Source organism: Streptomyces sp. NPDC085946, from assembly GCF_044540485.1.
In the GTDB taxonomy this organism is placed as follows: Bacteria; Actinomycetota; Actinomycetes; order Streptomycetales; family Streptomycetaceae; genus Streptomyces.
In genome coordinates this window covers 183,531-203,333 of the sequence record NZ_JBITSF010000010.1, presented here as the reverse complement: position 1 = coordinate 203,333, position 19,803 = coordinate 183,531, and the positions used below count along the sequence as shown (strand labels likewise).

General features: G+C 68.2%; 30 protein-coding genes. All 30 read left to right on the top strand.

Annotation, left to right across the window (positions count from 1 at the left end; translation table 11 throughout):
- Nucleotide 1 precedes the first annotated feature (1 nt).
- The 30 genes from ACIF8T_RS21545 (at nucleotide 2) to ACIF8T_RS21400 (ending at nucleotide 19,799) form a co-directional block, all read left to right on the top strand.
- On the top strand, nucleotides 2-1,546 hold the full coding sequence (locus tag ACIF8T_RS21545; protein WP_400037347.1) for a hypothetical protein: 1,545 nt from the start codon (nucleotides 2-4) through the stop codon (nucleotides 1,544-1,546).
- Nucleotides 1,547-1,556: 10 nt separating this feature from the next.
- Nucleotides 1,557-2,117 (top strand): class I SAM-dependent methyltransferase, encoded by a 561-nt coding sequence (locus ACIF8T_RS21540; RefSeq protein ID WP_400037345.1) that lies wholly within the window; start codon nucleotides 1,557-1,559, stop codon nucleotides 2,115-2,117.
- A 205-nt stretch (nucleotides 2,118-2,322) separates the two neighbouring features.
- Nucleotides 2,323-3,033, top strand: a complete 711-nt coding sequence (locus ACIF8T_RS21535; RefSeq protein WP_400037343.1) for an HNH endonuclease signature motif containing protein — start codon at nucleotides 2,323-2,325, stop codon at nucleotides 3,031-3,033.
- 98 nt (nucleotides 3,034-3,131) lie between these two features.
- Nucleotides 3,132-3,371 (top strand): hypothetical protein, encoded by a 240-nt coding sequence (locus ACIF8T_RS21530; protein WP_400037341.1) that lies wholly within the window; start codon nucleotides 3,132-3,134, stop codon nucleotides 3,369-3,371.
- Nucleotides 3,372-3,392: 21 nt separating this feature from the next.
- Nucleotides 3,393-3,938: a DUF6221 family protein gene (locus ACIF8T_RS21525; protein WP_400037339.1), complete on the top strand. Its 546-nt coding sequence runs from the start codon at nucleotides 3,393-3,395 to the stop codon at nucleotides 3,936-3,938.
- A gap of 20 nt (nucleotides 3,939-3,958) precedes the next feature.
- Nucleotides 3,959-4,147, top strand: coding sequence for a hypothetical protein (locus ACIF8T_RS21520; RefSeq protein WP_400037337.1), 189 nt, complete (start codon nucleotides 3,959-3,961; stop codon nucleotides 4,145-4,147).
- An 8-nt stretch (nucleotides 4,148-4,155) separates the two neighbouring features.
- Complete coding sequence (locus tag ACIF8T_RS21515) at nucleotides 4,156-4,359, top strand: hypothetical protein (protein WP_400037335.1); 204 nt, start codon at nucleotides 4,156-4,158, stop codon at nucleotides 4,357-4,359.
- Nucleotides 4,359-5,054: a hypothetical protein gene (locus ACIF8T_RS21510; RefSeq protein ID WP_400037333.1), complete on the top strand. Its 696-nt coding sequence runs from the start codon at nucleotides 4,359-4,361 to the stop codon at nucleotides 5,052-5,054. Before ACIF8T_RS21515 ends, ACIF8T_RS21510 begins: the two co-directional genes overlap by 1 nt.
- Complete coding sequence (locus ACIF8T_RS21505; RefSeq protein ID WP_400037331.1) at nucleotides 5,047-5,253, top strand: hypothetical protein; 207 nt, start codon at nucleotides 5,047-5,049, stop codon at nucleotides 5,251-5,253. Before ACIF8T_RS21510 ends, ACIF8T_RS21505 begins: the two co-directional genes overlap by 8 nt.
- 132 nt (nucleotides 5,254-5,385) lie before the next feature.
- Nucleotides 5,386-6,162 (top strand): HNH endonuclease, encoded by a 777-nt coding sequence (locus ACIF8T_RS21500; protein WP_400037329.1) that lies wholly within the window; start codon nucleotides 5,386-5,388, stop codon nucleotides 6,160-6,162.
- A 319-nt stretch (nucleotides 6,163-6,481) separates the two neighbouring features.
- Entirely contained in the window at nucleotides 6,482-7,027 is a 546-nt protein-coding gene (locus ACIF8T_RS21495) for a 3'-5' exoribonuclease domain-containing protein (protein WP_400037328.1), read from the top strand.
- 1 nt (nucleotide 7,028) lies between these two features.
- A complete protein-coding gene (locus tag ACIF8T_RS21490; protein ID WP_400037326.1) occupies nucleotides 7,029-7,247 on the top strand; it encodes a hypothetical protein in 219 nt (72 codons plus the stop codon).
- A 6-nt stretch (nucleotides 7,248-7,253) separates the two neighbouring features.
- Nucleotides 7,254-7,490 (top strand): hypothetical protein, encoded by a 237-nt coding sequence (locus tag ACIF8T_RS21485; RefSeq protein ID WP_400037324.1) that lies wholly within the window; start codon nucleotides 7,254-7,256, stop codon nucleotides 7,488-7,490.
- Nucleotides 7,483-7,782, top strand: coding sequence for a hypothetical protein (locus tag ACIF8T_RS21480; RefSeq protein ID WP_400037322.1), 300 nt, complete (start codon nucleotides 7,483-7,485; stop codon nucleotides 7,780-7,782). The genes ACIF8T_RS21485 and ACIF8T_RS21480 overlap by 8 nt, the downstream gene beginning before the upstream one ends.
- Entirely contained in the window at nucleotides 7,779-8,597 is an 819-nt protein-coding gene (locus ACIF8T_RS21475; protein ID WP_400037320.1) for a hypothetical protein, read from the top strand. The genes ACIF8T_RS21480 and ACIF8T_RS21475 overlap by 4 nt, the downstream gene beginning before the upstream one ends.
- Before the next feature lie 226 nt (nucleotides 8,598-8,823).
- Nucleotides 8,824-9,462: a bifunctional DNA primase/polymerase gene (locus ACIF8T_RS21470; RefSeq protein WP_400037319.1), complete on the top strand. Its 639-nt coding sequence runs from the start codon at nucleotides 8,824-8,826 to the stop codon at nucleotides 9,460-9,462.
- 128 nt (nucleotides 9,463-9,590) lie between these two features.
- Nucleotides 9,591-9,989, top strand: coding sequence for a hypothetical protein (locus ACIF8T_RS21465; protein ID WP_400037317.1), 399 nt, complete (start codon nucleotides 9,591-9,593; stop codon nucleotides 9,987-9,989).
- Nucleotides 9,970-11,721 carry a terminase gene (locus ACIF8T_RS21460; protein WP_400037315.1) on the top strand — a complete coding sequence of 584 codons (1,752 nt, stop codon included), beginning with the start codon at nucleotides 9,970-9,972 and terminating at the stop codon, nucleotides 11,719-11,721. Before ACIF8T_RS21465 ends, ACIF8T_RS21460 begins: the two co-directional genes overlap by 20 nt.
- Nucleotides 11,718-13,187 (top strand): phage portal protein, encoded by a 1,470-nt coding sequence (locus ACIF8T_RS21455; protein WP_400037313.1) that lies wholly within the window; start codon nucleotides 11,718-11,720, stop codon nucleotides 13,185-13,187. Before ACIF8T_RS21460 ends, ACIF8T_RS21455 begins: the two co-directional genes overlap by 4 nt.
- On the top strand, nucleotides 13,165-13,980 hold the full coding sequence (locus ACIF8T_RS21450; RefSeq protein WP_400037311.1) for a hypothetical protein: 816 nt from the start codon (nucleotides 13,165-13,167) through the stop codon (nucleotides 13,978-13,980). Before ACIF8T_RS21455 ends, ACIF8T_RS21450 begins: the two co-directional genes overlap by 23 nt.
- Before the next feature lie 62 nt (nucleotides 13,981-14,042).
- Nucleotides 14,043-14,675 carry a hypothetical protein gene (locus ACIF8T_RS21445; RefSeq protein ID WP_400037309.1) on the top strand — a complete coding sequence of 211 codons (633 nt, stop codon included), beginning with the start codon at nucleotides 14,043-14,045 and terminating at the stop codon, nucleotides 14,673-14,675.
- Between the two features lie 21 nt (nucleotides 14,676-14,696).
- Nucleotides 14,697-15,650 carry a phage major capsid protein gene (locus tag ACIF8T_RS21440; RefSeq protein WP_400037307.1) on the top strand — a complete coding sequence of 318 codons (954 nt, stop codon included), beginning with the start codon at nucleotides 14,697-14,699 and terminating at the stop codon, nucleotides 15,648-15,650.
- Nucleotides 15,650-16,681, top strand: a complete 1,032-nt coding sequence (locus tag ACIF8T_RS21435) for a glycosyltransferase family 4 protein (protein ID WP_400037305.1) — start codon at nucleotides 15,650-15,652, stop codon at nucleotides 16,679-16,681. The genes ACIF8T_RS21440 and ACIF8T_RS21435 overlap by 1 nt, the downstream gene beginning before the upstream one ends.
- A 10-nt stretch (nucleotides 16,682-16,691) precedes the next feature.
- On the top strand, nucleotides 16,692-17,105 hold the full coding sequence (locus ACIF8T_RS21430; RefSeq protein ID WP_400037303.1) for a hypothetical protein: 414 nt from the start codon (nucleotides 16,692-16,694) through the stop codon (nucleotides 17,103-17,105).
- A gap of 152 nt (nucleotides 17,106-17,257) precedes the next feature.
- Nucleotides 17,258-17,476, top strand: coding sequence for a hypothetical protein (locus tag ACIF8T_RS21425; RefSeq protein ID WP_400037301.1), 219 nt, complete (start codon nucleotides 17,258-17,260; stop codon nucleotides 17,474-17,476).
- A 15-nt stretch (nucleotides 17,477-17,491) separates the two neighbouring features.
- Nucleotides 17,492-17,821: an HK97 gp10 family phage protein gene (locus ACIF8T_RS21420; RefSeq protein WP_400037299.1), complete on the top strand. Its 330-nt coding sequence runs from the start codon at nucleotides 17,492-17,494 to the stop codon at nucleotides 17,819-17,821.
- Nucleotides 17,818-18,210, top strand: coding sequence for a hypothetical protein (locus ACIF8T_RS21415; RefSeq protein WP_400037297.1), 393 nt, complete (start codon nucleotides 17,818-17,820; stop codon nucleotides 18,208-18,210). Before ACIF8T_RS21420 ends, ACIF8T_RS21415 begins: the two co-directional genes overlap by 4 nt.
- Before the next feature lie 75 nt (nucleotides 18,211-18,285).
- Nucleotides 18,286-18,873 (top strand): phage tail protein, encoded by a 588-nt coding sequence (locus tag ACIF8T_RS21410; RefSeq protein ID WP_400037295.1) that lies wholly within the window; start codon nucleotides 18,286-18,288, stop codon nucleotides 18,871-18,873.
- Nucleotides 18,874-18,963: 90 nt separating this feature from the next.
- Nucleotides 18,964-19,395, top strand: a complete 432-nt coding sequence (locus ACIF8T_RS21405) for a hypothetical protein (RefSeq protein ID WP_400037293.1) — start codon at nucleotides 18,964-18,966, stop codon at nucleotides 19,393-19,395.
- A gap of 74 nt (nucleotides 19,396-19,469) precedes the next feature.
- On the top strand, nucleotides 19,470-19,799 hold the full coding sequence (locus ACIF8T_RS21400) for a hypothetical protein (protein WP_400037291.1): 330 nt from the start codon (nucleotides 19,470-19,472) through the stop codon (nucleotides 19,797-19,799).
- Nucleotides 19,800-19,803 lie beyond the last annotated feature (4 nt).

Sequence of the window (19,803 nt, the reverse complement as noted above, 5' to 3'; positions counted from 1 at the left end):
GATGGCGGTCCTCACCGTCGACGACGGGCACATGCTCTACCAGCCGCCACCCGCCGCGCTCACCACCCAGGCCCTCACCGGCCCCGACCGGCTGCAAGTCTCCGACGCTTCCGGCGTGCTGGCCACGCTCACCGTCGGCGCCCGGACCGTCGCGATGCGTGGCCCAACCAGGACATTCGTCGAGCAGAAGCGGCCCTTCACCGACGCCTTCACCCGCACGTCCAGCTCCGGCTTCGGGATGAGCCCCGGCGGCGGCACCTGGTCCCAGTCCGGCACCGCCACCCTCTACACCGTCACCGGCAGCGTCGGACAGATCTCCTGCGACGTCGCCAACTCCTCCCGGCACGCCACCATCGTCGACACGCTCACCGACGTCGACGTCGCCGCCAAGGTCACCGTCACCACCGTCCCGGTCGGCGCCGCCACTTCCATCGGCCTGTCCGTCGGCTACACCGACACCAACAACCACAACCGGGCCCGGCTGATCGTCAACACCACCGGCACCGTCCAGCTCGCCCTGGAAAAAGAAGTCGCTGGCAGCACGACCACCCTCGGCACCGCCACCCAGGTCGGCACCGGATTCACCGCCGGCCAGTGGTGGAGGATCCGTATCCAGCGCACCGGCACCACACTGCGCTGCCGGGCCTGGCTCGACGGCACCACCGAACCCGCGACTTGGCTGCACTCCGTCACCGACCCCGCGAACCCGTCGGGCCGGGTCGGCTTCCGGGCGCTCGCCTCCACCGGCTCCACCGGCCTGCCCCGCCTCGTCCAAGTCGACGACCTGCAGGTCATCTCCGGCAGCTGGCCCGACCCGCCGACCGTCACCCACAACACATGGGTCCGCGTCCTCGCCCAGCCGTTCAACGGCACATGGACGTCAGCGCTCGCCGACCAGATCCGCACCTGGGCGACCGACACCCGACCGGACGTGCTGGCCTACGCGATGATGTACATCACCGGCGCCCCCGCCGTGACCAGCCCGGCTCTCGCCGGAGCGCAGGTCGCCGGCCAAGCCTCCTACGGGCCGCTCGACAGCGTGGGCGTGCCCATCGAAGGCGCCGACTTCCACGACTACATGGGCCGCGACTGGACCTTCCCGAACGGCGAGACCCAGACCGCGGGCGCAGGCGAGCAGGGCTGCCTGGACTGCTCCGGTTACGTGCGAATGGTCTACGGCTACCACATGGGCATCCCCATGGTCCGCACCGCGAACATCGACGGAACCGTCCTGCCGCGCCAGACCAAGGACATCGGACCCTCCGGCCCTGGCGTGATCGTCGCCCAGGCTGCCGGCTCCGCACCGCCGATCACCGCGATGCAGATCGGGGACGTCCCGCACTTCGACGCCGACAGCAGCGACCCCATCGCCGGCCAGCTTGACCACAACGGCATCTACCTCGGCGTCGACTCGGCCGGCCATCCGCGGTTCGTCAACAGCCGGAAAACGCCGCACGGGCCGACCTTCGGAGACCTCGGCGGCGCCTCCACCCTCGACGGCACCGGCACCTACGCCACATCCCTCCGCCTGATCAGACGATTCTGAGGAGACCGCCATGCCCACCAGCGACGCCGAGGGCAAGGACTGGTCCCTCGAACGGTTCAAGCGCCACTCGCCGAAGACCGTGTGCGACATCGGCCCCGGCGAAGGCACCTACGCCAAGCTGTTCCGGCCGCACGAGCCCGACGAACCCGGCGTGTGGTGGACCGGAATCGAAGCGCATAAACCCTTCGTGGCCAAGTACAAGCTGAAGTCCACGAAGACTCGCAAGATGTACGACGAGATTCACGTGATGGACGCGCGCGAGGCCCCGGCCCACCTGTTCCATCGTGATCTTCTGGTGGCGGGCGATGTCCTTGAGCACATGCCCCGCGAGGACGCGGTGGACCTCCTGCGGCGCATCGTTGAGGGCCCGGATGATGCTCCCGGCGCCCACCACATTCTCGTCAGCGTCCCGATCGTCGACTCCCCGCAAGGCGAAGTCGACGGCAACCCCTACGAGGCCCATCTCCACCAGTGGGACTTCGACGACATGGACTCTGTGCTGACGGATCTCGGGGGGCGCGTCGAATCGATGCGTGGGAACACGCTGGGCGTCTGGTGGTGGTCAAGGTGATCGACGGCATCCTGTGAACGGGGAACTGCCGTATCAGTAAAAGGCGTCCTATAAGTAGAGACCCCGGCGGGTGCTGGAACACCCCCGGGGCATGGCCGATCTGAGAGAGCAGACCGACATGACCCAAGCTAACACCGTCCGAGGTGGGCGGCAGTGTTCCGTGGCCGGGTGCGAAGATCCGCACAGCGGTCGAGGATTCTGCAAGGTGCACTACCGCAAGTGGAAGAAATACGGGGACCCGCTTCACCCAGGCAAGCGCTTCGTCAAGAAGAAGTGCTCGGTCGAGTCCTGCGACCGCGTTGCAGGCGCGCGTGGTCTGTGCAGACCGCACTACTCGCGTTGGCGCCGCAGCGGAGATGCCAACGGCGATGTTCCCATCGCACCGCGAACACGAAGCCGAGACCTGTGTGCCTACACCGGATGCGAGCGTCCTCATCACGCTCGCGGCTTCTGTGAGGGGCATTACCAGCGCCTACGGTTGACCGGCACGAGCGAAGAGCGCGGCGGTGTCAAGGAGTGCTCTGCAGAAGAGTGCCACCGGGCGCACGTCGCCAGAGGGTACTGCCGTCGCCACCTGCAACTGCTGAACAAGTACGGCGTGGAAGCGCTGCAGGCAGGTGGTCCGCGGGGGCGCGGCAACAAGGGGTACGCCACTGTCAGCGTGGGCGGAAAGGTGCTGTACGAGCACCGCTGGGTGATGGAACGAATGCTCGGCCGGGCGCTACTGCCTGGCGAGACTGTGCACCATGCGAACGGCGACAGGCAGGACAACCGTCCCGAGAACCTGGAGCTGTGGAGTTCGGCGCAGCCTCCCGGGCAGCGGGTCGAAGACAAGGTCAAGTGGGCCGTCGAGTTGATTCGCCTCTACGCCCCTGAGCTTCTTGTCGAGACCGAAGGCGGCCAGACGGCCGCGTAAGCATCTCGCAGCTAGCTACTGCGGGCAGGAAGCCCCGACGTTCCAGACGTCGGGGCTTCCGCATAACCACCCACTGATCCCACGGAAGGCCCGCGCCCATGAGTACGACCGCCGACAGCACCCGCCATCTCGGAACCGTCTGGCGGGGCGAGAAGCCGTGGCACTGGAAGGCCCTCAAGGTCGGGCACGTCCAGCCGCGCGGCTACCGCACCTACTGGCGCACCCGCCGGCTTTGGCAGCTCCACCTCACCCCGATCCACATCGCCCGCGACAACAGCCAGTGGGAGATCGGCGTCTGCCTCGGCAAGCGGACCCTCTTCCTGTTGTCCCACCGCTGACCCCACTCCGGAGCCCGCGCCATGGATCTCCACGCCTGGATCACCCAGCAAGTCGAGCGCGTCGAAGCGGCAGCGCGTAAGGCCGCCGACTGCACCACGGCCCATCGCTGGGAAGCCATCGGCTCCCTGATCGTCGCAGTGCCGGACGTGAACACTGCTGGACCCGAGATCATCGAAGTCGTCCTCCACACCTACGACGAAGCGCTCGTCCACGTTGCCGCGAACGACCCGGCCGCCATCTTGCGGCGCTGCGAGGCAGATCGCCGCATCCTCGCCCGACACCGGATCGACCCCGGCCAAGCCGCGTTCCCTGGCGCCTGCGAAGGCTGCGGACTCGACAACTGGGACCTCCCGAACACGGAGAGCGTCAACTACTGCCCCGAGCTGCTGGACCTCGCCCACGCACACGGCATCACCCCGGCAATCATCGCCGGACTCGACCAGCCCCAGCCGCCCGAGCCGAAGCCGTCGACCGGGTCCCGCCTTGTGCCCGCGGACATCCTCGCCCCGCGCACCCCAATGCGCGACGTGCCTGCCGCACTCCGCGGCCCCAACTGGAAACCCTGAACCCCACAGGAGCCCGCGCCATGGCCCGTTACCTCATCACCTACGACAACGGCCACGACGAGACCGTCACCGCCGCCGATGTCGACCTGGACCTCAACGGAGACCAGTACCGCTTCCGCGACACCAACGGACGCACCGTCGCACTCGCCCCGCGCAGCAACGTCCTCAGCATCGTCCTCACCGAGGAACCCGAGGCGGTGACCGGCTGATGGCCGCCGTGCCCAGCTACCGGGAACTCGCCCAGCGCACCCTCGGGCAGGCGGCGTCCGAGCTCAACGCCATGCCGCAGGGCCAAGTAGTCGCCGCAGAGATCACCGCCCGAGCCGCCAAAGCACAGGCCATCGCCACCGTGGCAGCCGCACAGGCCCTACTGGAGATGGGCGACATCCTCCGCGAACACCTGACGCGAGGTGACGGCTGATGGCCCGCCTGCAGATCCTTGAACTCCCCGAAGGCGCAGGCGACGACCGCCCGCCATTCATCCTCGTCGTAGACCAGTACGAGCCGCCGCCCTACCCGACCGACGTCAACGAGCCAGGCCCGTTCGGCGGCATCGCGGAGAAGATCGGCGCCCGCGCCGTCCTCGTCTTCGAAGAGACCATCGACATCCCTGCCAACGACACCACCGCCTACCTCGGCAGCAGTGGCATGAAGACGGAGATCGACCTGAAGCTCGGCGACCAGGACGTGCGCGAAGCCATCGCCGCCGACATGCAGAGGATGCGCGAGGCCAACGAGGATCGCATCCTCGACTCACGCCAAGCCCGCATCGACGCCCAACGCCTCGCCGACGAACGAACCGGCATAGCCCGCGACATGGACCGGCTCGCCAACCACAAGGACGCCATCACCGACGCCCTCGGCATCGACCGGCTCCAGAGCTGGGACGACATCCGCAACGCCGTCGCCGGACTTCGGAAGGAACGCGACGCCCAGGCCGCAGCCGCACAGAGAGTGCGCGACCTGCACCGCCCCGTCGAGCACCGCGGTCAGACCATCTGCTGGGCATGCTCCGACTACGACTTCCCCGGCCAGACCACCGACAGCCCGCCCGTCGCCTACGACCAGTGCCTCACGCTCAAGGCACTCGCCGGCTACCCCGCACCCGATGCCTGACGTGACGGTGAAACTGTCCGACGGCGTCCGCGAGATCACTGTGGAGATCAACGGCAGCGACGACGACCCGCTCACCCGGGCCGAAGAAACCGCCATCCGGCTGTATGGGATCGCCAGCGCAGGCAGCCCGCCCGACCGGCGCGCCGGCTTCGGCGGATGGACCCTCAGCAGCGACACCGAACGCAGCGACGAGGAGTAGAGCAACTCGTCTTCGCGAATGCCGAGTTGGCCCGTTTGGTGCGGATTGACCAGGTAAAATGAACATCGAAAAACCCCGGCGAGCGTTGGAGCGCTCCCGGGGCCGTGGCCGACGCTTTGAAGGAGCGCCGACATGACCAAGCGTATCTGCACGCTCGACGACTGCGACAGACCCCACCGAGGTCTCGGTTACTGCAACCGCCACTACCTGAAGTTCAAGCGGTTCGGTGACCCGCTCTACGCAACCCAACAGCCCGACCGTCCCCTCTGCGCAATCGATGGATGCGAGGGCGAATCTCGCGCACGCGGCTGGTGCATGAAGCACTATGGCCGCTGGCGGGCCACTGGGGACCCGACTGGCACCAAGCCGCGTCCAGAGCGGCCACTCTGCACCTATGAGGGTTGCGGCAAACCGCATGAGGCCAACGGCTACTGTAAGACGCACGCCAGTCGCGTGAGACGCACCGGAACAGCAGAAGCACACGGCGGGCGAACGGAGTGCATCGTTGAGGACTGTGTTCGCGTACACAAGTCCCGCGGCTACTGCTCCATGCACCTGCAGCGCGTCCGTAAGTACGGCGAGCCTGGCCCTGCCTTCAGCTTCGCGGGAAACGGGAGTCCTCGCCGACAGGGCACCAACGGATACGTGATGATGACGATCAACGGGCGACGCGTATCCGAGCATCGCTACGTCATGGAACGCGCTCTTGGCCGTCCGCTGACCGCAGACGAAAACGTGCATCACATCAACGGAGACAAGCAAGACAACCGGCTCGAGAACCTAGAGCTGTGGAACACGACGCAGCCTTCTGGGCAGCGCGTAGCAGACAAGGTCGAGTGGGCGCGCGAGCTGCTGAGGCTGTACGCCCCTGAGTTGCTTGCCGAAGACAGTCGAGGGGCTGCTGCATAGGAGGCGAAGATGTCGGGAGGGTGGCGCGGGTCTGATCGTCGATCAAGGTTGCCGAGTAACTGGGCGAAGATTCGTGCCGCCGTTCTGGCTCGGGACAGTACGTGCAAGATCTGCAACGTGCGACCGTCCACGCACTGCGACCACATCGAAGCCAAGACCGACGCCCACGCGGAAGACCGGCTCCAAGGTGTGTGCGCCACCTGCCATGGGTTGAAGAGCAGCCGCGAGGGCAACGAGGCGCAGCGCGCCAACCCGCGGCCTGGACGACGACGGCCCGAAGAACCGCACCCCGGACTCCGTTGACTGAGAGGGCCGCGCCATGATCGCGATCGACTACGACCTGGAGTTCCTGGAGGACGGGCGCCACATCGAGCTGATCTCCATCGGCATGGTGTGCGACGACGGTCGCGAGTACTACGCCGTCAACCGGGACATGCCAGTGCGGAAGATCCGCAAGCACAAGTGGCTGATGGAGAACGTCGTCCCCGGACTGCCGAAGGGCAGCGGGGACCGGCGCAATCACGTGCCGCAGTCCTGGCTGTTCGACTACGCCGACCCAGTCGTGAAGCACCGCGCACGTATCGCCGACGAGGTCATGGACTTCATCCGTGCCGCCGGACCCGACGTGCAGCTGTGGGCGAACTACGGCGCCTATGACCACGTCTGCCTCGCCCAGCTCTGGGGACGAATGATCGACCTGCCCGAGGGTGTCCCCATGTTCACCCACGACATTCAGCAGGAACGGTCCCGCCTCGGCCTGCGCTGGGACGAACTCCCGCAACAGGAGTCCGGAGAGCACAATGCCCTCGCGGACGCACGCCACAACCGGACCGTCCGGCGCTGGCTTGCCGAACGGGCAAACTGAGATGCCCGCCTACCTGATCGTCCACCCGCGCGACCAGCGCAAGGACGACGTCCTCATCGAAGACCCGCACCTCACCCTCACCGTCACCGACGGATGGGCCGTCTTCACCGACCAGACCGGCATCTGCCTCGCCATCCCCGCAGGACTAGGAGCCCAGATCCAGCGGGTAGACGAACAACAGGACCCCGACCAACCGGAGCCCGCGCCGCAGAAGGAGTGATCCACTGTGGCCAGCAAAGGACGCGGCAGCCGAGGCAACGCCGAAGCCCTCCGCCGCTACTGGACTTCCGGAGCCGGCGCCGCCAAGATCCGCTGGGGCACCCCCGGAGACTGGACCCGCTGCAACCGGCAGCTCTCCAAGTACATGGGCGCCCGAGCCCGCGGCTACTGCCAGCTCATGCACCGCCGCGCAACCGGCGTCTACACCGGCAGCCGCCGCAACGCAGGGAGGCGCCGTGGCTGACTACACCGTCCACGACGGCGAGTGGGGCATCCACGGCATCACCCTCGAAGCCGCCACCATCACCACCGTGCACTTCCCCGACGACGTCAACGAGATCGAGATCCTCTCCCACGACGGAGCCGCACCGATCTACTTCACCACCGACGGCAGCGACCCCTCCGTCGAAGGCCGCGGCTCCCGAGTCCTCCCCGCCGCCATCTCCTCCGCCCAGGTCCAGCCGCCCACCGCCGGCCCCACCATCGTCAAACTCATCTCAGCCGGAAGCCCGAGGGTGTCGGTGACCCGGGTATGAAACGCAACACCTTCTCCCCGAAGGTCCCCGATCCGCAGACCGACGCCCTCGTCAAGACCATCGCGAACGCTGCCCTCGCCGGAAACGAGGAGGTCGCGCAGCGCCTCGCCGCCCAGAAAGCCGAGCAAGACGCCGCCGCGGCCGAACTCGCCACCCGCGTCGCCACCCTCGCCGACATCGCCAACCAACTCGCCCCGCTCCGACAGAACGCCAACCTTGAGCACGAACGACTGCAAGGACTCATCGACCAGGCAGAGCAAGGGATCGCCGCACTGAGGTCCCTCATCGCCGACGCTCAAGCCGACGCCGACAGCGCAGGCATCCAAGCCCAAGGCGCCTACGACAAGGCCGGCATCGCGCTCGGCGCAGCCCAGGACGCAGCAGCCCTCGCGCAGCAAGCCAACGCCACAGCGGCACAGGCGATCAGTCGCACCGACCAAGCGCAAGCCGCAGCGACCGCAGCAGCTGGCAGAACAGAGCAGACCGCGAACGCGCTCACCGCAGCACTCACCAGGATCACCACCCTGGAAGCCTCCATCACCAACCTGCAGGCCCGCAGCACCACCATCCGCAGGGCCACGGTCACGCTGCCGGCCCTCACCGTCGGTGCCACCTGGGAGCAGGCCATCACCTGGTCCACTCCGATGCCGAGCAGTACCTATCAGGTCGAGCTCGTCGGAGAGCAAGCCTTGATCGGCAAGGCAACGATCAAGGTCAAGGCTGGAACGCAGACAGCGAACGGGCTCACTGTCCAGGTCACTGCGGGCATCGTCGTGGCCGCCGGCCAGGCCATCGACGTCACGGCCTACACCTGACCAAGATCGTCCGGACCAAGATCACCCGGGGGGTGACCCCATGATCCACTTTGTCAGGGGATCGGGGCCGTATAGCACCTGACATCGCCCCCGGGTTTCCAAGGCCTCTGACCTGCGAGGATGCCGAGACGCTCGGCGGCCGGCCTGCCGCTCCGACTGTCGCGGATCCGTAACGGTGCTGGTCAACGCCCTATAGCCGTGACCGGCAGTCGCTAGACTGGGGTGCATGACGTCGACCGCCGTAGCCCGTCGCGCAGTGTGCGAGGAGTGCGCCGGCCCGCTGCCCCTGATGGCGCGAGCCGATGCGCGGTTCTGCGGTGCGACCTGCAGGAAGCGTGCGAGCCGGGCGCGGATCGCACAGCGGCAGCAGCAGATGGCGTCCGAGCGGGCGGCCCGTATCCCGGTGGAGTTGACGGTGCGCCCTCGGTGGGTGCGGCACAAGGACAAGGTGCCGATGCGGACGGACGGCCGCTTCGCGTCGGTCAACGATCCCTCATCTTGGTCAGACTTCGCCGCGGTGTCCTCGTCGAGAACGGGTGACGGGATCGGGTTCGTCCTGACGGCTGGCGACGGCATCGTCGTCATCGATTTGGACCACGCGGTCGAGGGCGGCAGGGTGCTGCCGTGGGCGCAGGCGATCGTCGATCGGCTTCCGGCGACGTACATGGAGCGGGGCCGATCCGGTACTGGTCTGCATCTGTGGTTCCGCGGTGCGGTTCCGCATGGCCGGCGTATTCGCCGTGGGGAGTTGGCGTTCGAGGTGTACTCGGATCGCCGCTACATCATCGTCGGCGACCGGGTTCCCGGTACGCCTCTTGAGCTTGCCGAGCTGCCTGACGCAGCCGGTTTGATCGCCTCACTCTGACGCCCTGGCGGCGTCCCTGGGTCGGGGCGTCGTTGTTTCCAGCCCGTCGCGCGCCCTGGTGGCGTGCTCTGACCCTGGAGGTCGTCATGGGCGCTCGTGGACCTATCGGTAAGCGCTCTGAGGAGCGCATGGGCCATCGCTCGAAGAACGAGAAGGATTCGATCACGAAGGCGCCTTCGGGGCCGCCGATGGATCTTCCGGATCTGCCGGAGCCGGATGAGCTCTGGCATCCGATCGCGACCGACTGGTACCTGTCGCTGCGCGAGTCGGGGCAGGCGGCGTTCTATCAGCCGTCGGACTGGGCCGTGGCCCGGTATGCCGCGGACCTGATGTCGAAGGTTCTGCTGTCGGAGCGTGGGCCGAACGGGCAGCTGGTGGCGGCGCTGAACTCGGTGATGTCGTCGCTGCTGACGACGGAAGGGGACCGCCGCCGGGCTCGGATGGAGCTGGAGCGGAAGAACCCTGCTGGGCCGAAGTTGGCGTCGGTGAGCCCGCTGGAGTCCTACCGTGACATCGCAGGCGGCTGACGAGCAGGTCCCCGCGGTCGTCAAGCCGTTCACGCTCGGGCCGACGTGGAAGCGTGGCCCGGACGGCAAGTTCGTCCTGCCTGAGTACACGCTGGGCTGGCAGTGTCTGGCGTGGACGAAGACGTACCTGCAGCACTACGTCGGGAAGGCGTGGCAGTACACGCCCGAGCAGGCCCGGTTGACGCTGTGGTGGTACGCGATGGATCCGGAGTCGAACCGGTTCCTGTACCGCGACGGGGTGATCCAGAGGCTGAAGGGCCACGGCAAGGACCCGTTGAAGGCGACGTGGGCGGCGTTCGAGTTCGTTGGACCGTGCCGGTTCGGTGAGGTCGCGGACGAGGGTAACGAGTGGGGTGTCCCGCCCGGACAGCCGCTTGGAATGCAGCATCCGGCGGCGTGGGTACAGATGGCGGCGGTCAGCCAGGACCAGACGCGGAACACGATGACCTTGTTCCCGGGACTGTTCTCGAAGCGGGCGATCGAGGAGTACCGCATCGACCTCGGCAAGGAGATCATCTACGCCGACAAGGGACGGGCCCGGATCGAGGCCGTGACGTCGTCGCCGCGGGCTCTCGAGGGCGGCCGGCCGACGGCCACCTACATGGGGGAGACGCATCACTGGCTGGAGTCGAACTCGGGCCACGAGATGGCGGCCGTGATCGAACGCAATGCCACCAAGTCGGCGGACGGGCAGTCCCGCACGCTGGCGGACACGAACGCGTTCGAGCCGGGCGAGGACTCGGTGGCTGAGCGCACCCGGGACGCCTACGAGGCTGCGGAGGCCGGCCGCGCGGCGGATACGGGCCTGTTCTACGACTCGTTGGAGGCTCCGCCCGAGGCGAAGCTGACGGAGGCGTGGATCGAGCCGACCTTGCGTGCTGTGCGTGGGGATTCGACATGGCTGGACATCGCCCGGCTGAAGGCGTCAATCCTGGACCCGCGGAACCCTCCGAGCCGGTCGCGTCGGTTCTGGTACAACCAGATCGTTGCGGCTGAGGACGCGTGGATGGCCCGCTATGAGTGGGACGCCTGCAAGCGCGAGGATCTGCACCTCGAGGACGGCGACGAGATCGTCCTGTTCTTCGACGGCTCCAAGAGCGATGACGCGACAGGTCTGTGCGCCTGCCGCATGTCGGACGGTCTCGTGACCGCGTTGGGCGTGTGGCAGAAGCCGGCGAACTGGCCGGCGCCGAACACGCCGGGCTTCGTGCCCTACCAGGTGCCTCGTGATGAGGTGCACGGCGTGGTGGAGAACGCGTTCGCCCGATACCGGGTGCTGGCGTTCTTCGCCGACCCGGGGTCGGGCCAGGACGACGACGGCGAGATGTACTGGGACTCCTACATCGACCTGTGGGGCCAGACGTGGGGGCCGAAGCTGGTCCTCCGTTCGGTGCTGTCGGGGCCGAAGGCGCACGCGGTGCGCTGGGACATGCGCGACTCGCGGAACCAGGAGACGTTCACCGAGGCGGTGAAGCGGACGCACGCGGACGTCCTGGAGCGGACGCTGATGCATGACGGGCACAAGGTGCTCCGCACGCACGTGATCAACTCCCGGCGCCGGACGAACCGGTGGGGCGTGACGATCGGCAAGGAGCACCGCGAGAGCGCCCGGAAGGTCGACCTTGCGGTGTGCATGGTCGGGGCGCGAATGCTGCGTCGAATGATCCTCAACTCGCCGAAACGCCCGAAGAAGAAGACGCCTGGCAAGGGGAGGGTGGTGGTGCTGCGGTGACCCTGTCCATCCCTGAGCTTCCGCTGGTGTATCTGTCGGATGATGAGCTTGCGCTGATCAACATGCTGCGGGCGGACATGTTGCGAGACCGGTGGGCGCTTCAGCTACGGGACGCCTACTTCAACGGCGAACAGCTCGTCCGCGACCTCGGCATCAGCATTCCACCGCAGTTGAAGGGCCTGCATACGATCATCGGCTGGCCGCGGGTCGGCGTCGAGTCGCTGGAGGAACGCCTCGATCTCGAAGCGTTCCGCTGGGCGGATGGCTCCGACTCGTCTGACCTCGCTGAGATCGCCGAGGCGAACGACCTGTTCGACGAGGCGAGCCTCGCCCACCTTGATGCGCTGGTCTACGGCCGGGAGTACCTGGCCGTCGGCTCCGGGGACTGCGGCACCGACGATTGCCCGCCGCTGATCTCGGTGGAGTCGCCGCTGGACATGACGCTGCTGTGGGATGCCCGGCTGAGGATGGGCACGGCGGCGCTCCGCGAGTGCGCGGCCGACACGTACATCGAGGCGGACCCTGAGGAGCGGATGCTGGTCCTGTACCTGCCGGACCAGACGGTCATGGCGGTGCCCTCGGAGGGCGGCGGCTGGGAGGTCGTCGACCGCGATATGCATGGTCTTGGGGTCGTGCCGGTGGTGCGGATGGCGAACCGGCAGCGCACCGCTGACCGGGTCGGCAGGTCGGAAATCACGCCCGAGGTCATGAGCATCACGGATGCGGCGTGCCGGCGTCTGATGGGCATGGAGGTGGCGAGCGAGTTCTTCGGTGCGCCGGCCCGCTACATCCTTGGGGCGTCGGAGTCGGCGTTCCAAGACGCGGAGGGCAATGCCAAGAGCGCCTGGGAGACGTACATCGGCCGCGTCCTCGCGCTGGAGCGGGACGAGGAAGGCAATGTGCCGGACGTCGGGCAGTTCCCGGCGCATGACCCGTCCGGACAGACGAAGATCATTGATCTGTATGCGCGGATCATGTCGAGCCAGTTCGGTCTGCCGCCGCACATGCTCGGCTACACCACCGACAACCCCGCCTCCGCGGACGCGATCAGGTCCACCGAGGCGAAGCTGGTGAAGCGCAGCGAGCGGCGGATCCGCCGGTTCGGGGCGGCGTGGCAGCAGGCGATGCGGCTGGCGCTGTGGGTGCGGGATGGCGAGCCGCCGGACAAGACCCGCCGGATCGAGACGGTGTGGCGGAACCCGGCGACACCGACTGTTGCGGCCCAGGTGGATGCCACGGTCAAGCTCGTGCAGGCCGGTGTGCTGCCGGCCGATTCGGACGTCACGCTGGAGATGGCGGGATTCACCGAGGCGCAGAGACAGCGCATTGCCGCCGACCGGCGCCGCGCTGCGGGCCGAGCAAGCAGCAGCGCCTTGATGGACCGGCTCGCGGAGATCGGCGGCCGGACCGGCGCCACGAGTACAGAGCCGCCGGAGGCCGACCTTGGCATCGACGACCTCGGATAGCTCATCCGGTGCCGCCCGCTGGCGCTCCGCACAGGTCGGTCTGACCGCGCTTCTGCTTCGCGACCTGCGCGGACTGCGCAGGCTCATCGATCCGGCGAGGCTGCAAGCAACGGTGCCGGCGTGGATCGAAGCGGTAGCGGCGATCGTGGCCCGCTATTCGGAAGTGTCTGCCACGCTGGCCGCTGACTTCTACGACGGCGAGCGCGAGGCCGCTGAGGTGCCGGGCGTGTTCACGGTGCCGCTGGCGGATCCTCCGCCGGAGGAGCAGACGTCGAACTCGCTGCGTTGGGCCACGAAGGATTTGTGGCCCCTCGCGGAGGGCGAGGCGACGACCGCGCAACTGGAGCCGCTGGAGACCAAGCTGGAAGTCGCGTTCGGCAAGGCCGATATGGCGACGCAGAAGCTGGTCGTCGATGTGGGGCGCGAGACGGTACGGCAGGCTGTGCGCCAGGACCCGCAGGCGGTGTCTTACGCCCGTGTGGCTGCCCTTGGCGCCTGCTCGTTCTGCAAGCTCATGGCTTCCCGCGGGGCCGTGTATGCCACGGCGGAGACCGCGGGTCGCGACGCGAACGACCGGTTCTCCGGTGACGCGTCGGTGGTGAAGTTCCACAACAACTGCCACTGCGGAATTCTCCCGGTGTTCCGAGGGCAGCGGTTCGAGCTGTCGCCGCATGCGGCGGAGTGGGACCGCCTCTACCGCGACTACGCCCAAGGCCATCCGGGCGACCAGTTGCGGCTGTTCCGGCGGGCACTGGCCGAACACGACCAGCATCCGCTTCCCGTATCTCACTGATCAACGAGGCCGCCCTGGTGGCGGCCTTCCTCATTTCACAGCCCCTGGAGGGCCGATTCGTCATGCCCGAAGAGACCGAGACCGTCCAGCAGGAGACCGGTTCCGAGGAGACCGTCGAGGAGACGGCGACCGAGGAGAACGGCACCGAGACCGCGGATGACGCCCAGGAGGCGGAGCCCGGCGGCAAGCAGGAGGAGCCGTTCGACCGGAAGAAGTTCGAGGCTGAGCTGCGGAAGAAGAACAGCGAAGCCGCGAACCTCCGCAAGCGCCTGAAGGAGCTGGAGCCGGCGGCTGCCGAGCTGCAGCGCATCAAGGACGCCGAGAAGACGGAGTCCGAGCGCCTCAACGACCAGCTGCAGCGTGCGCAGGAGCAGGTGGCCAAGACGCGTCAGCGGCTGGTGCGCACTCAGGTGCAGGCGCTGGCGATGACGGCGTTCGCGGATCCGGAGGACGCGGTCGGCGCGCTCGATCTGGACTCGTACATCGACTCTGACGGCGACATCGACGAGGCGGCCATCAAGGCGGACCTCGACGCGCTCTTGGAGCGCAAGCCGCACTGGGCGAAGCCCCAGCCCCAGGAGGGCCCGCGGCGACCCGCACCGGACCGCACCCAGGCGTCCAGTGCCAAGCAGACAAGGACCCTCAGCCCGGAGGAAGAGTTCGCCGGGTGGCTGAAGCCGCAGCTCAAGCTGTAGTTGCGGAGAAGGTAGGACACCATGGCTACGGCCCCCATCAAGCTGTCCGATGTCAGTGCGTCGCTGCTGCCGCGCACCATCACCGGACCGATCTTCGAGAAGTCGGTGGAGCGGTCGGCGGTGATGGCGCTGGCGCGTCGTGCTCCGCTGGCGGTCGACGCGACGACCTCCATCCCGATCCCGCTGGACGTGCCGACGGCGGACTGGGTGGGACAGGCGGCGAAGAAGCCGCTGTCGACGGGCAGCGTCGGCGTCAAGGAGATGACCGCGAAGAAGCTCGCGGTGCTGATCCCGGTCGCCGAGGAGGTCGTCATGTCCAACGCGGCCGGACTGTGGACCCAGCTGCAGAACGACCTGCCGACCGCGTTCGCCCGAGCCTTCGACATGGCGGCGATCCACGGCCGCACCATGAAGGGCGCCGCCGGCCCGTTCGGCGACTACCTGGCGGAGACCAGCAAGGCGGTGGCCCTCGGTACCGCGTCGCAGGGCACCGGCGGCGTCTGGGCGGACATCGTCACCGGCATGTCCCAGGTCATCGACGACGACTGGGACTACACCGGCACCGTCGCCGACCACCGGCTCAAGCCGACGCTGCTGCTCGCCACGGACACCACCGGCCGGCCGATCCTGGTCGACACCACCACGCCGGGCACCAACATGGCGGCGGCCGGCACGCTGGTGGGTGAGCCGCTCGCGTACTCGCGGTCGGTGTCGGGCAAGCAGCGCCGCCAGTCCGCGTCGACGGACACGGGTCTGCGGGCCATCGGCGGTGACTGGTCCCAGGCCGCCTATGGCGTGGGCATGGACATCACGGTGCGCATCTCCAAGGAGGCCACCTACGTCGACGAGGACGGCAACGTCGTCTCCGCGTTCCAGAACAACCTGGTGCTGCTGCTGGCGGAGGCCTACTACGGGTTCGTGCTCGGCGACCCGGAGGCGTTCGTCAAGTTCACCGGCACCCCGTCGGGTTCCTGATGGCTACGGCTGTCCCGGCTTCCGCGCCGGGCGGGGCAGCCAAGCCCCTGAAGATCGTGGCCCGCGTCCACGCGATGCCGCCGGAGCACAACGCGGGCGCCGAGCACATGCTCGTCTCCATGCTGCGACCGCTGGTGGAGCGCGGGCACGACGTGTCCGTGTGGCTGTCCCGCTACGGGAAGGCCAGCCGGGAGTACGAGTACCGCGGTATCCGTGTGGTGCCGCTGGAGTCTCGGCTGGACTTCCCGACGGCGGTCCGGCGGGCGGATGTGCTGCTGGCGCATCTGGAGACGGTGCCGTCGACGGCCAGCCTGGCCCGCGGGTACGGGAAGCCGTTGATCGTGGTCTGCCACAACACACACCGACCGACGTTCCGGGACGTTGCGGCGGGCGGAACCGCGCTGGCGGTGTACAACAGCCGCTGGATGGAGCGGGAGGCGGAACTCTTTTTCGCCGAGTACCCGAAGGCCATCCGGCCCGGGGCGTCGCTGATCGTGCGGCCCCCGGTGTTCGCCGACGAGTACGCCACCCGCCCCGGCAAGGCGATCACACTGATCAACTGCAACCCGGAGAAGGGCGGCAAGGTCCTCAAGGCCCTTGCCGAACGGATGCCGGATCAGCAGTTCCTCGCCGTGACGGGCGCCTACGGGGAGCAGATCCTCCCCGACCTGCCCAACGTCGAAGTCGTCGAGCATGTTCGTGGCGAGGACATGCGGGAGCAGGTGTACGCCCGCACCCGGGTCCTGCTGATGCCGTCGTCCTACGAGTCGTGGGGGCGAGCTGGCGTCGAAGCACTCGCCTCGGGGATCCCCGTGGTCGCTCATCCGACGCCGGGCCTGTGCGAGTCGCTCGGCGAGGCAGGCATCTTCGTCGACCGGGGCGACGTGCCGGGCTACGAGGCCGTACTGCGGAAGCTCCTTGTGCCTGCCGAGTATCGGCTGGCCAGCAAGCGGGCGAAGATCCGGTCCGCCGAGCTCGATCCGGCCGCGGACCTGGCGGTCTGGTGTAGCGCCGTGGAGTCCCTGACCTGAGGAGGCGACCATGGCATTCGTCCCTCCGACCGCGGAGCAGCTCGGCCTCTACCTCGGCCTGCAGGAGATTGACGGAGAGCGCGCCGACCTGCTGATCACTACGGCGATCAGCTTGTGTCAGACCATCGTGAAGCCGTTGCCGGAGGGCGCGGAGGCGGTGGTGCTGTCGGTCGCCGGCCGGGCCTACGTCAACCCGCAGCAGGTCTCTTACGAGACGATCGGCCCGATGTCGGTGCAGCGCCCTCAGGGTTCTGGCGGCCTGTACCTGACGAAGAGCGACAAGTCCGCGCTCAAGTCCCTGGCAGGGCGTGGTGGGGCGTTCACGGTGGACCCGACACCGGCCACGGCGGACCCGTCGCCGACGTGGCCCATCGATGACGCCGGGTTCGCCGACGAGTTCGAGCCGGGCTGGGGGCCGTACTGATGCCGGCCCCGTACCCGTTTGGGGAGACGGTACGGATCATCCGCACCGGTCCCTCCCCGGGCCGGGATCCGCGCGGGCAGCCACTGCCGGGGCCGGACGAGTCATTCGACCTGCACGGGTGTGTGGTCACGCCGCGGCAGCAGTCGCCTCAGGTGGGCGGCTCTGATCAGCAGGAGCGCGACACGGTCATCGTCGGCTGGACCGTCTACGCCCCGGCCGGCCACCCGCGGATGCCGCTGCGCACCACGGACAGGGCTCGCATTCGCGGCGTTGTCTGCGAGATCACGGGCGAGCCGGGCGACTGGGGCTGCTCGCCGTTCACCGGCACCCGCGGCCCGGTCCAGTTCGCTGCCGACCGTGTCACCGGCTGACTGAGAGGAGGGCTTGTGGCTGCCAGGTTCAAGGTGAAGCGCAAGGGCATCGGGCAGATGCTGCGAATGCCGGGTATGGAAGCGGAGATGCTGCGCCGCGCCGAGGTCATCAAGGGCGTCGCGGTCGGCCTGTCCCCGGTCGACGAGAGCAGCCCCGACCCTGGCCACTACAAGGCGAGCTGGGAGACGGACAGCACCGCCCGAGGCGGTCGGCGCCGGGACCGCGCGGTCGCCTACGTCCGCAATACCGCCTATTACGCCCGCTGGGTGGAGTACGGCACGGAGCGGGTGCACGCCCACCACGTGCTGTTGAGGGCGGCACAGGTGGGCGGGCGGAACCAGTGACCGCTCTCGTCGACATCGAGTTGGAGCTCATCACCCGCGGCGCGGTCCGCTTCCCGCAGGCTGTGGTGCGGGACGAGCTCGACAACCGGCTCCTCGAGGAGTTGCCGACGATCCAGATCACCCAGATCCCGGCCGGCGACGATGACGGCATCCGGCTGGCCAGGATGCTGGTCGACATCGACGTCTATGCGGCGACCCGCGCGGATGCGATCACGCTGGCCCGCGAGGTGCACGCCTGGGTGACCGGCGAACTGCGTGGTTCGTCCAGCGACACCCTGGTCATCGGCCGGACGGGCGCCGTCACACTGCCCGCTGTGCGCCCCTACGAGAACACGGCCCTGCGCCGTGTCGGGGCGACCTACGAGATCTTCTGCCATCCGGTCTCCTGACCGTGGCTTCTTGGGCCCGCGCCGGACCCCATCAGGACCCGCCCGTGCGCGGGCTTTCGCATGTCTGGAGACATCATGGTCAACATCACCCGCGCCGCGGACCTGCTCGAGGTCGGCGCGAACGGAGGGGGATGGACGGCGCCGCTGGGCACGTCTTCGCCGGGGGATCCGGCGATCCAGCCGGCGGCTCCGTGGGCGCCGCTGGGTGCCATCTCGGACGACGGCCTGGTCCAGGGCTTCGAGGAAGACTCCGAGAGCTTCACCCCGTGGGGGTTCACGGCGCCGATCCGCACCACCATCACCAGTTCGCTGCGGACGTTCGGGCTGACGGTGTGGGAGACGGGCCGGACGACGGTGCAGTCACTGCAGTACCGCATCCCGGTTGCGGACCTGGCGCCGACGGGTGGTCTGACGACGTTCGCGGAGACCGCGTCTCCGGTGCCGGACCGCCGTGCCTGGTGGTTCATCGTCCTGGACGGCGACAACTTCCAGCGCGGGTTCTACGTCCCGGCGGGCGAGATCACCGAACGCAGCGACGTCACGCACGCGCAGGCGGAGGTCGCCGGCTTCGAGTGGACGATCACCGCCTACCCCGACGAGGCCGGCAACACCGTCTACCACTTCGACAGGCTGCCCGAGACCGAGGCGTACACGGGGTCCTGAGCTGGTGGGCGGGCCGAGAACCTGTCGGCGCGGGCCCGGCCCGTCCACCTTTCTTCCTTGCCCGCGCCTTGATAGTGAGGAGCCCGCGCCGTGGCCAACACGAGCAGCACCAGCAGGAAGCCGCGTACTGCGGCACGAGCAGCATCCCGGCCCGCCACTGCGCGCCGGACGGCCGAGCCGGTCGACGTGGTCGAGGCCGCCGAGCCGGAGGTCACCGCAGCCGACGCGCAGGAGATCGAGGCTGAAGGACACTACGTCACCGCGGAACTGTGCGGCGAGGAAGTGCAGGTCATCCCGCCGTCGGCGTGGCGCGCTTCCTGGCAGCGTGCGCTGAACCAGGGGCAGATCGACTTCTTCGCGGAAAAGATTCTGCACCCGGAGGACTACGACTTCTACCTGGAGGTCGACCCGACGCTTGAGGAGTGGCTGACGTTCGTTGAGGACGCGAGCAACAGGTCGGGAGAGTCCCTGGGAAAGTCCAGGCCACGATCGCGATCTGGCGGAAGCACCCGGAGGCGGTAGAGGCCGATCTCATCGACCGGCACTACGACATCGCCGACGTCCTCACCGGTCGGCGGTCGTGGCGGTGGCTACGCGTGTTCATCGAGCATTTGCCGCCCGAGTCGCACACCATGACCGCCCTGCGGAACGAGCTCACGCCCATACAACTGGCCGAGCAGGCCGATAAGGGCGAGCCGGAGAAGGGCCGCTGGTCGCAGCAGGAGCAGTTGCTCGCTGCGGCGGTGGATGCGATCCGCCGCCTGGAGTGGGTGCTGATCTCCGTCAACGTCGACAAGAAGTCGAAGCGGCCAGATCCGCCGGAGCCGATGCGCCGGCCGGGTGCGGGACCACGGAAGAAGAAGGCGCAGCTCACCGAGGGCAGCGCGAACCGCCTGTTCGAGCTGCTGCAAGGGGGCGCCGCATAAGGGC

What these genes read in the sequence shown, in the direction of transcription:
- ACIF8T_RS21525 (WP_400037339.1), top strand. Translation starts at nt 3,393, where the DNA reads ATGGATCTCCACGCCTGGATCACCCAGCAAGTCGAGCGCGTCGAAGCG.
- ACIF8T_RS21475 (WP_400037320.1), top strand. Translation starts at nt 7,779, where the DNA reads ATGAAACGCAACACCTTCTCCCCGAAGGTCCCCGATCCGCAGACCGAC.
- ACIF8T_RS21430 (WP_400037303.1), top strand. Translation starts at nt 16,692, where the DNA reads ATGGCATTCGTCCCTCCGACCGCGGAGCAGCTCGGCCTCTACCTCGGC.
- ACIF8T_RS21445 (WP_400037309.1), top strand. Translation starts at nt 14,043, where the DNA reads ATGCCCGAAGAGACCGAGACCGTCCAGCAGGAGACCGGTTCCGAGGAG.
- ACIF8T_RS21495 (WP_400037328.1), top strand. Translation starts at nt 6,482, where the DNA reads ATGATCGCGATCGACTACGACCTGGAGTTCCTGGAGGACGGGCGCCAC.
- ACIF8T_RS21465 (WP_400037317.1), top strand. Translation starts at nt 9,591, where the DNA reads ATGGGCCATCGCTCGAAGAACGAGAAGGATTCGATCACGAAGGCGCCT.
- ACIF8T_RS21510 (WP_400037333.1), top strand. Translation starts at nt 4,359, where the DNA reads ATGGCCCGCCTGCAGATCCTTGAACTCCCCGAAGGCGCAGGCGACGAC.
- ACIF8T_RS21500 (WP_400037329.1), top strand. Translation starts at nt 5,386, where the DNA reads ATGACCAAGCGTATCTGCACGCTCGACGACTGCGACAGACCCCACCGA.
- ACIF8T_RS21505 (WP_400037331.1), top strand. Translation starts at nt 5,047, where the DNA reads ATGCCTGACGTGACGGTGAAACTGTCCGACGGCGTCCGCGAGATCACT.
- ACIF8T_RS21530 (WP_400037341.1), top strand. Translation starts at nt 3,132, where the DNA reads ATGAGTACGACCGCCGACAGCACCCGCCATCTCGGAACCGTCTGGCGG.
- ACIF8T_RS21435 (WP_400037305.1), top strand. Translation starts at nt 15,650, where the DNA reads ATGGCTACGGCTGTCCCGGCTTCCGCGCCGGGCGGGGCAGCCAAGCCC.
- ACIF8T_RS21440 (WP_400037307.1), top strand. Translation starts at nt 14,697, where the DNA reads ATGGCTACGGCCCCCATCAAGCTGTCCGATGTCAGTGCGTCGCTGCTG.
- ACIF8T_RS21410 (WP_400037295.1), top strand. Translation starts at nt 18,286, where the DNA reads ATGGTCAACATCACCCGCGCCGCGGACCTGCTCGAGGTCGGCGCGAAC.
- ACIF8T_RS21520 (WP_400037337.1), top strand. Translation starts at nt 3,959, where the DNA reads ATGGCCCGTTACCTCATCACCTACGACAACGGCCACGACGAGACCGTC.
- ACIF8T_RS21545 (WP_400037347.1), top strand. Translation starts at nt 2, where the DNA reads ATGGCGGTCCTCACCGTCGACGACGGGCACATGCTCTACCAGCCGCCA.
- ACIF8T_RS21540 (WP_400037345.1), top strand. Translation starts at nt 1,557, where the DNA reads ATGCCCACCAGCGACGCCGAGGGCAAGGACTGGTCCCTCGAACGGTTC.
- ACIF8T_RS21490 (WP_400037326.1), top strand. Translation starts at nt 7,029, where the DNA reads ATGCCCGCCTACCTGATCGTCCACCCGCGCGACCAGCGCAAGGACGAC.
- ACIF8T_RS21470 (WP_400037319.1), top strand. Translation starts at nt 8,824, where the DNA reads ATGACGTCGACCGCCGTAGCCCGTCGCGCAGTGTGCGAGGAGTGCGCC.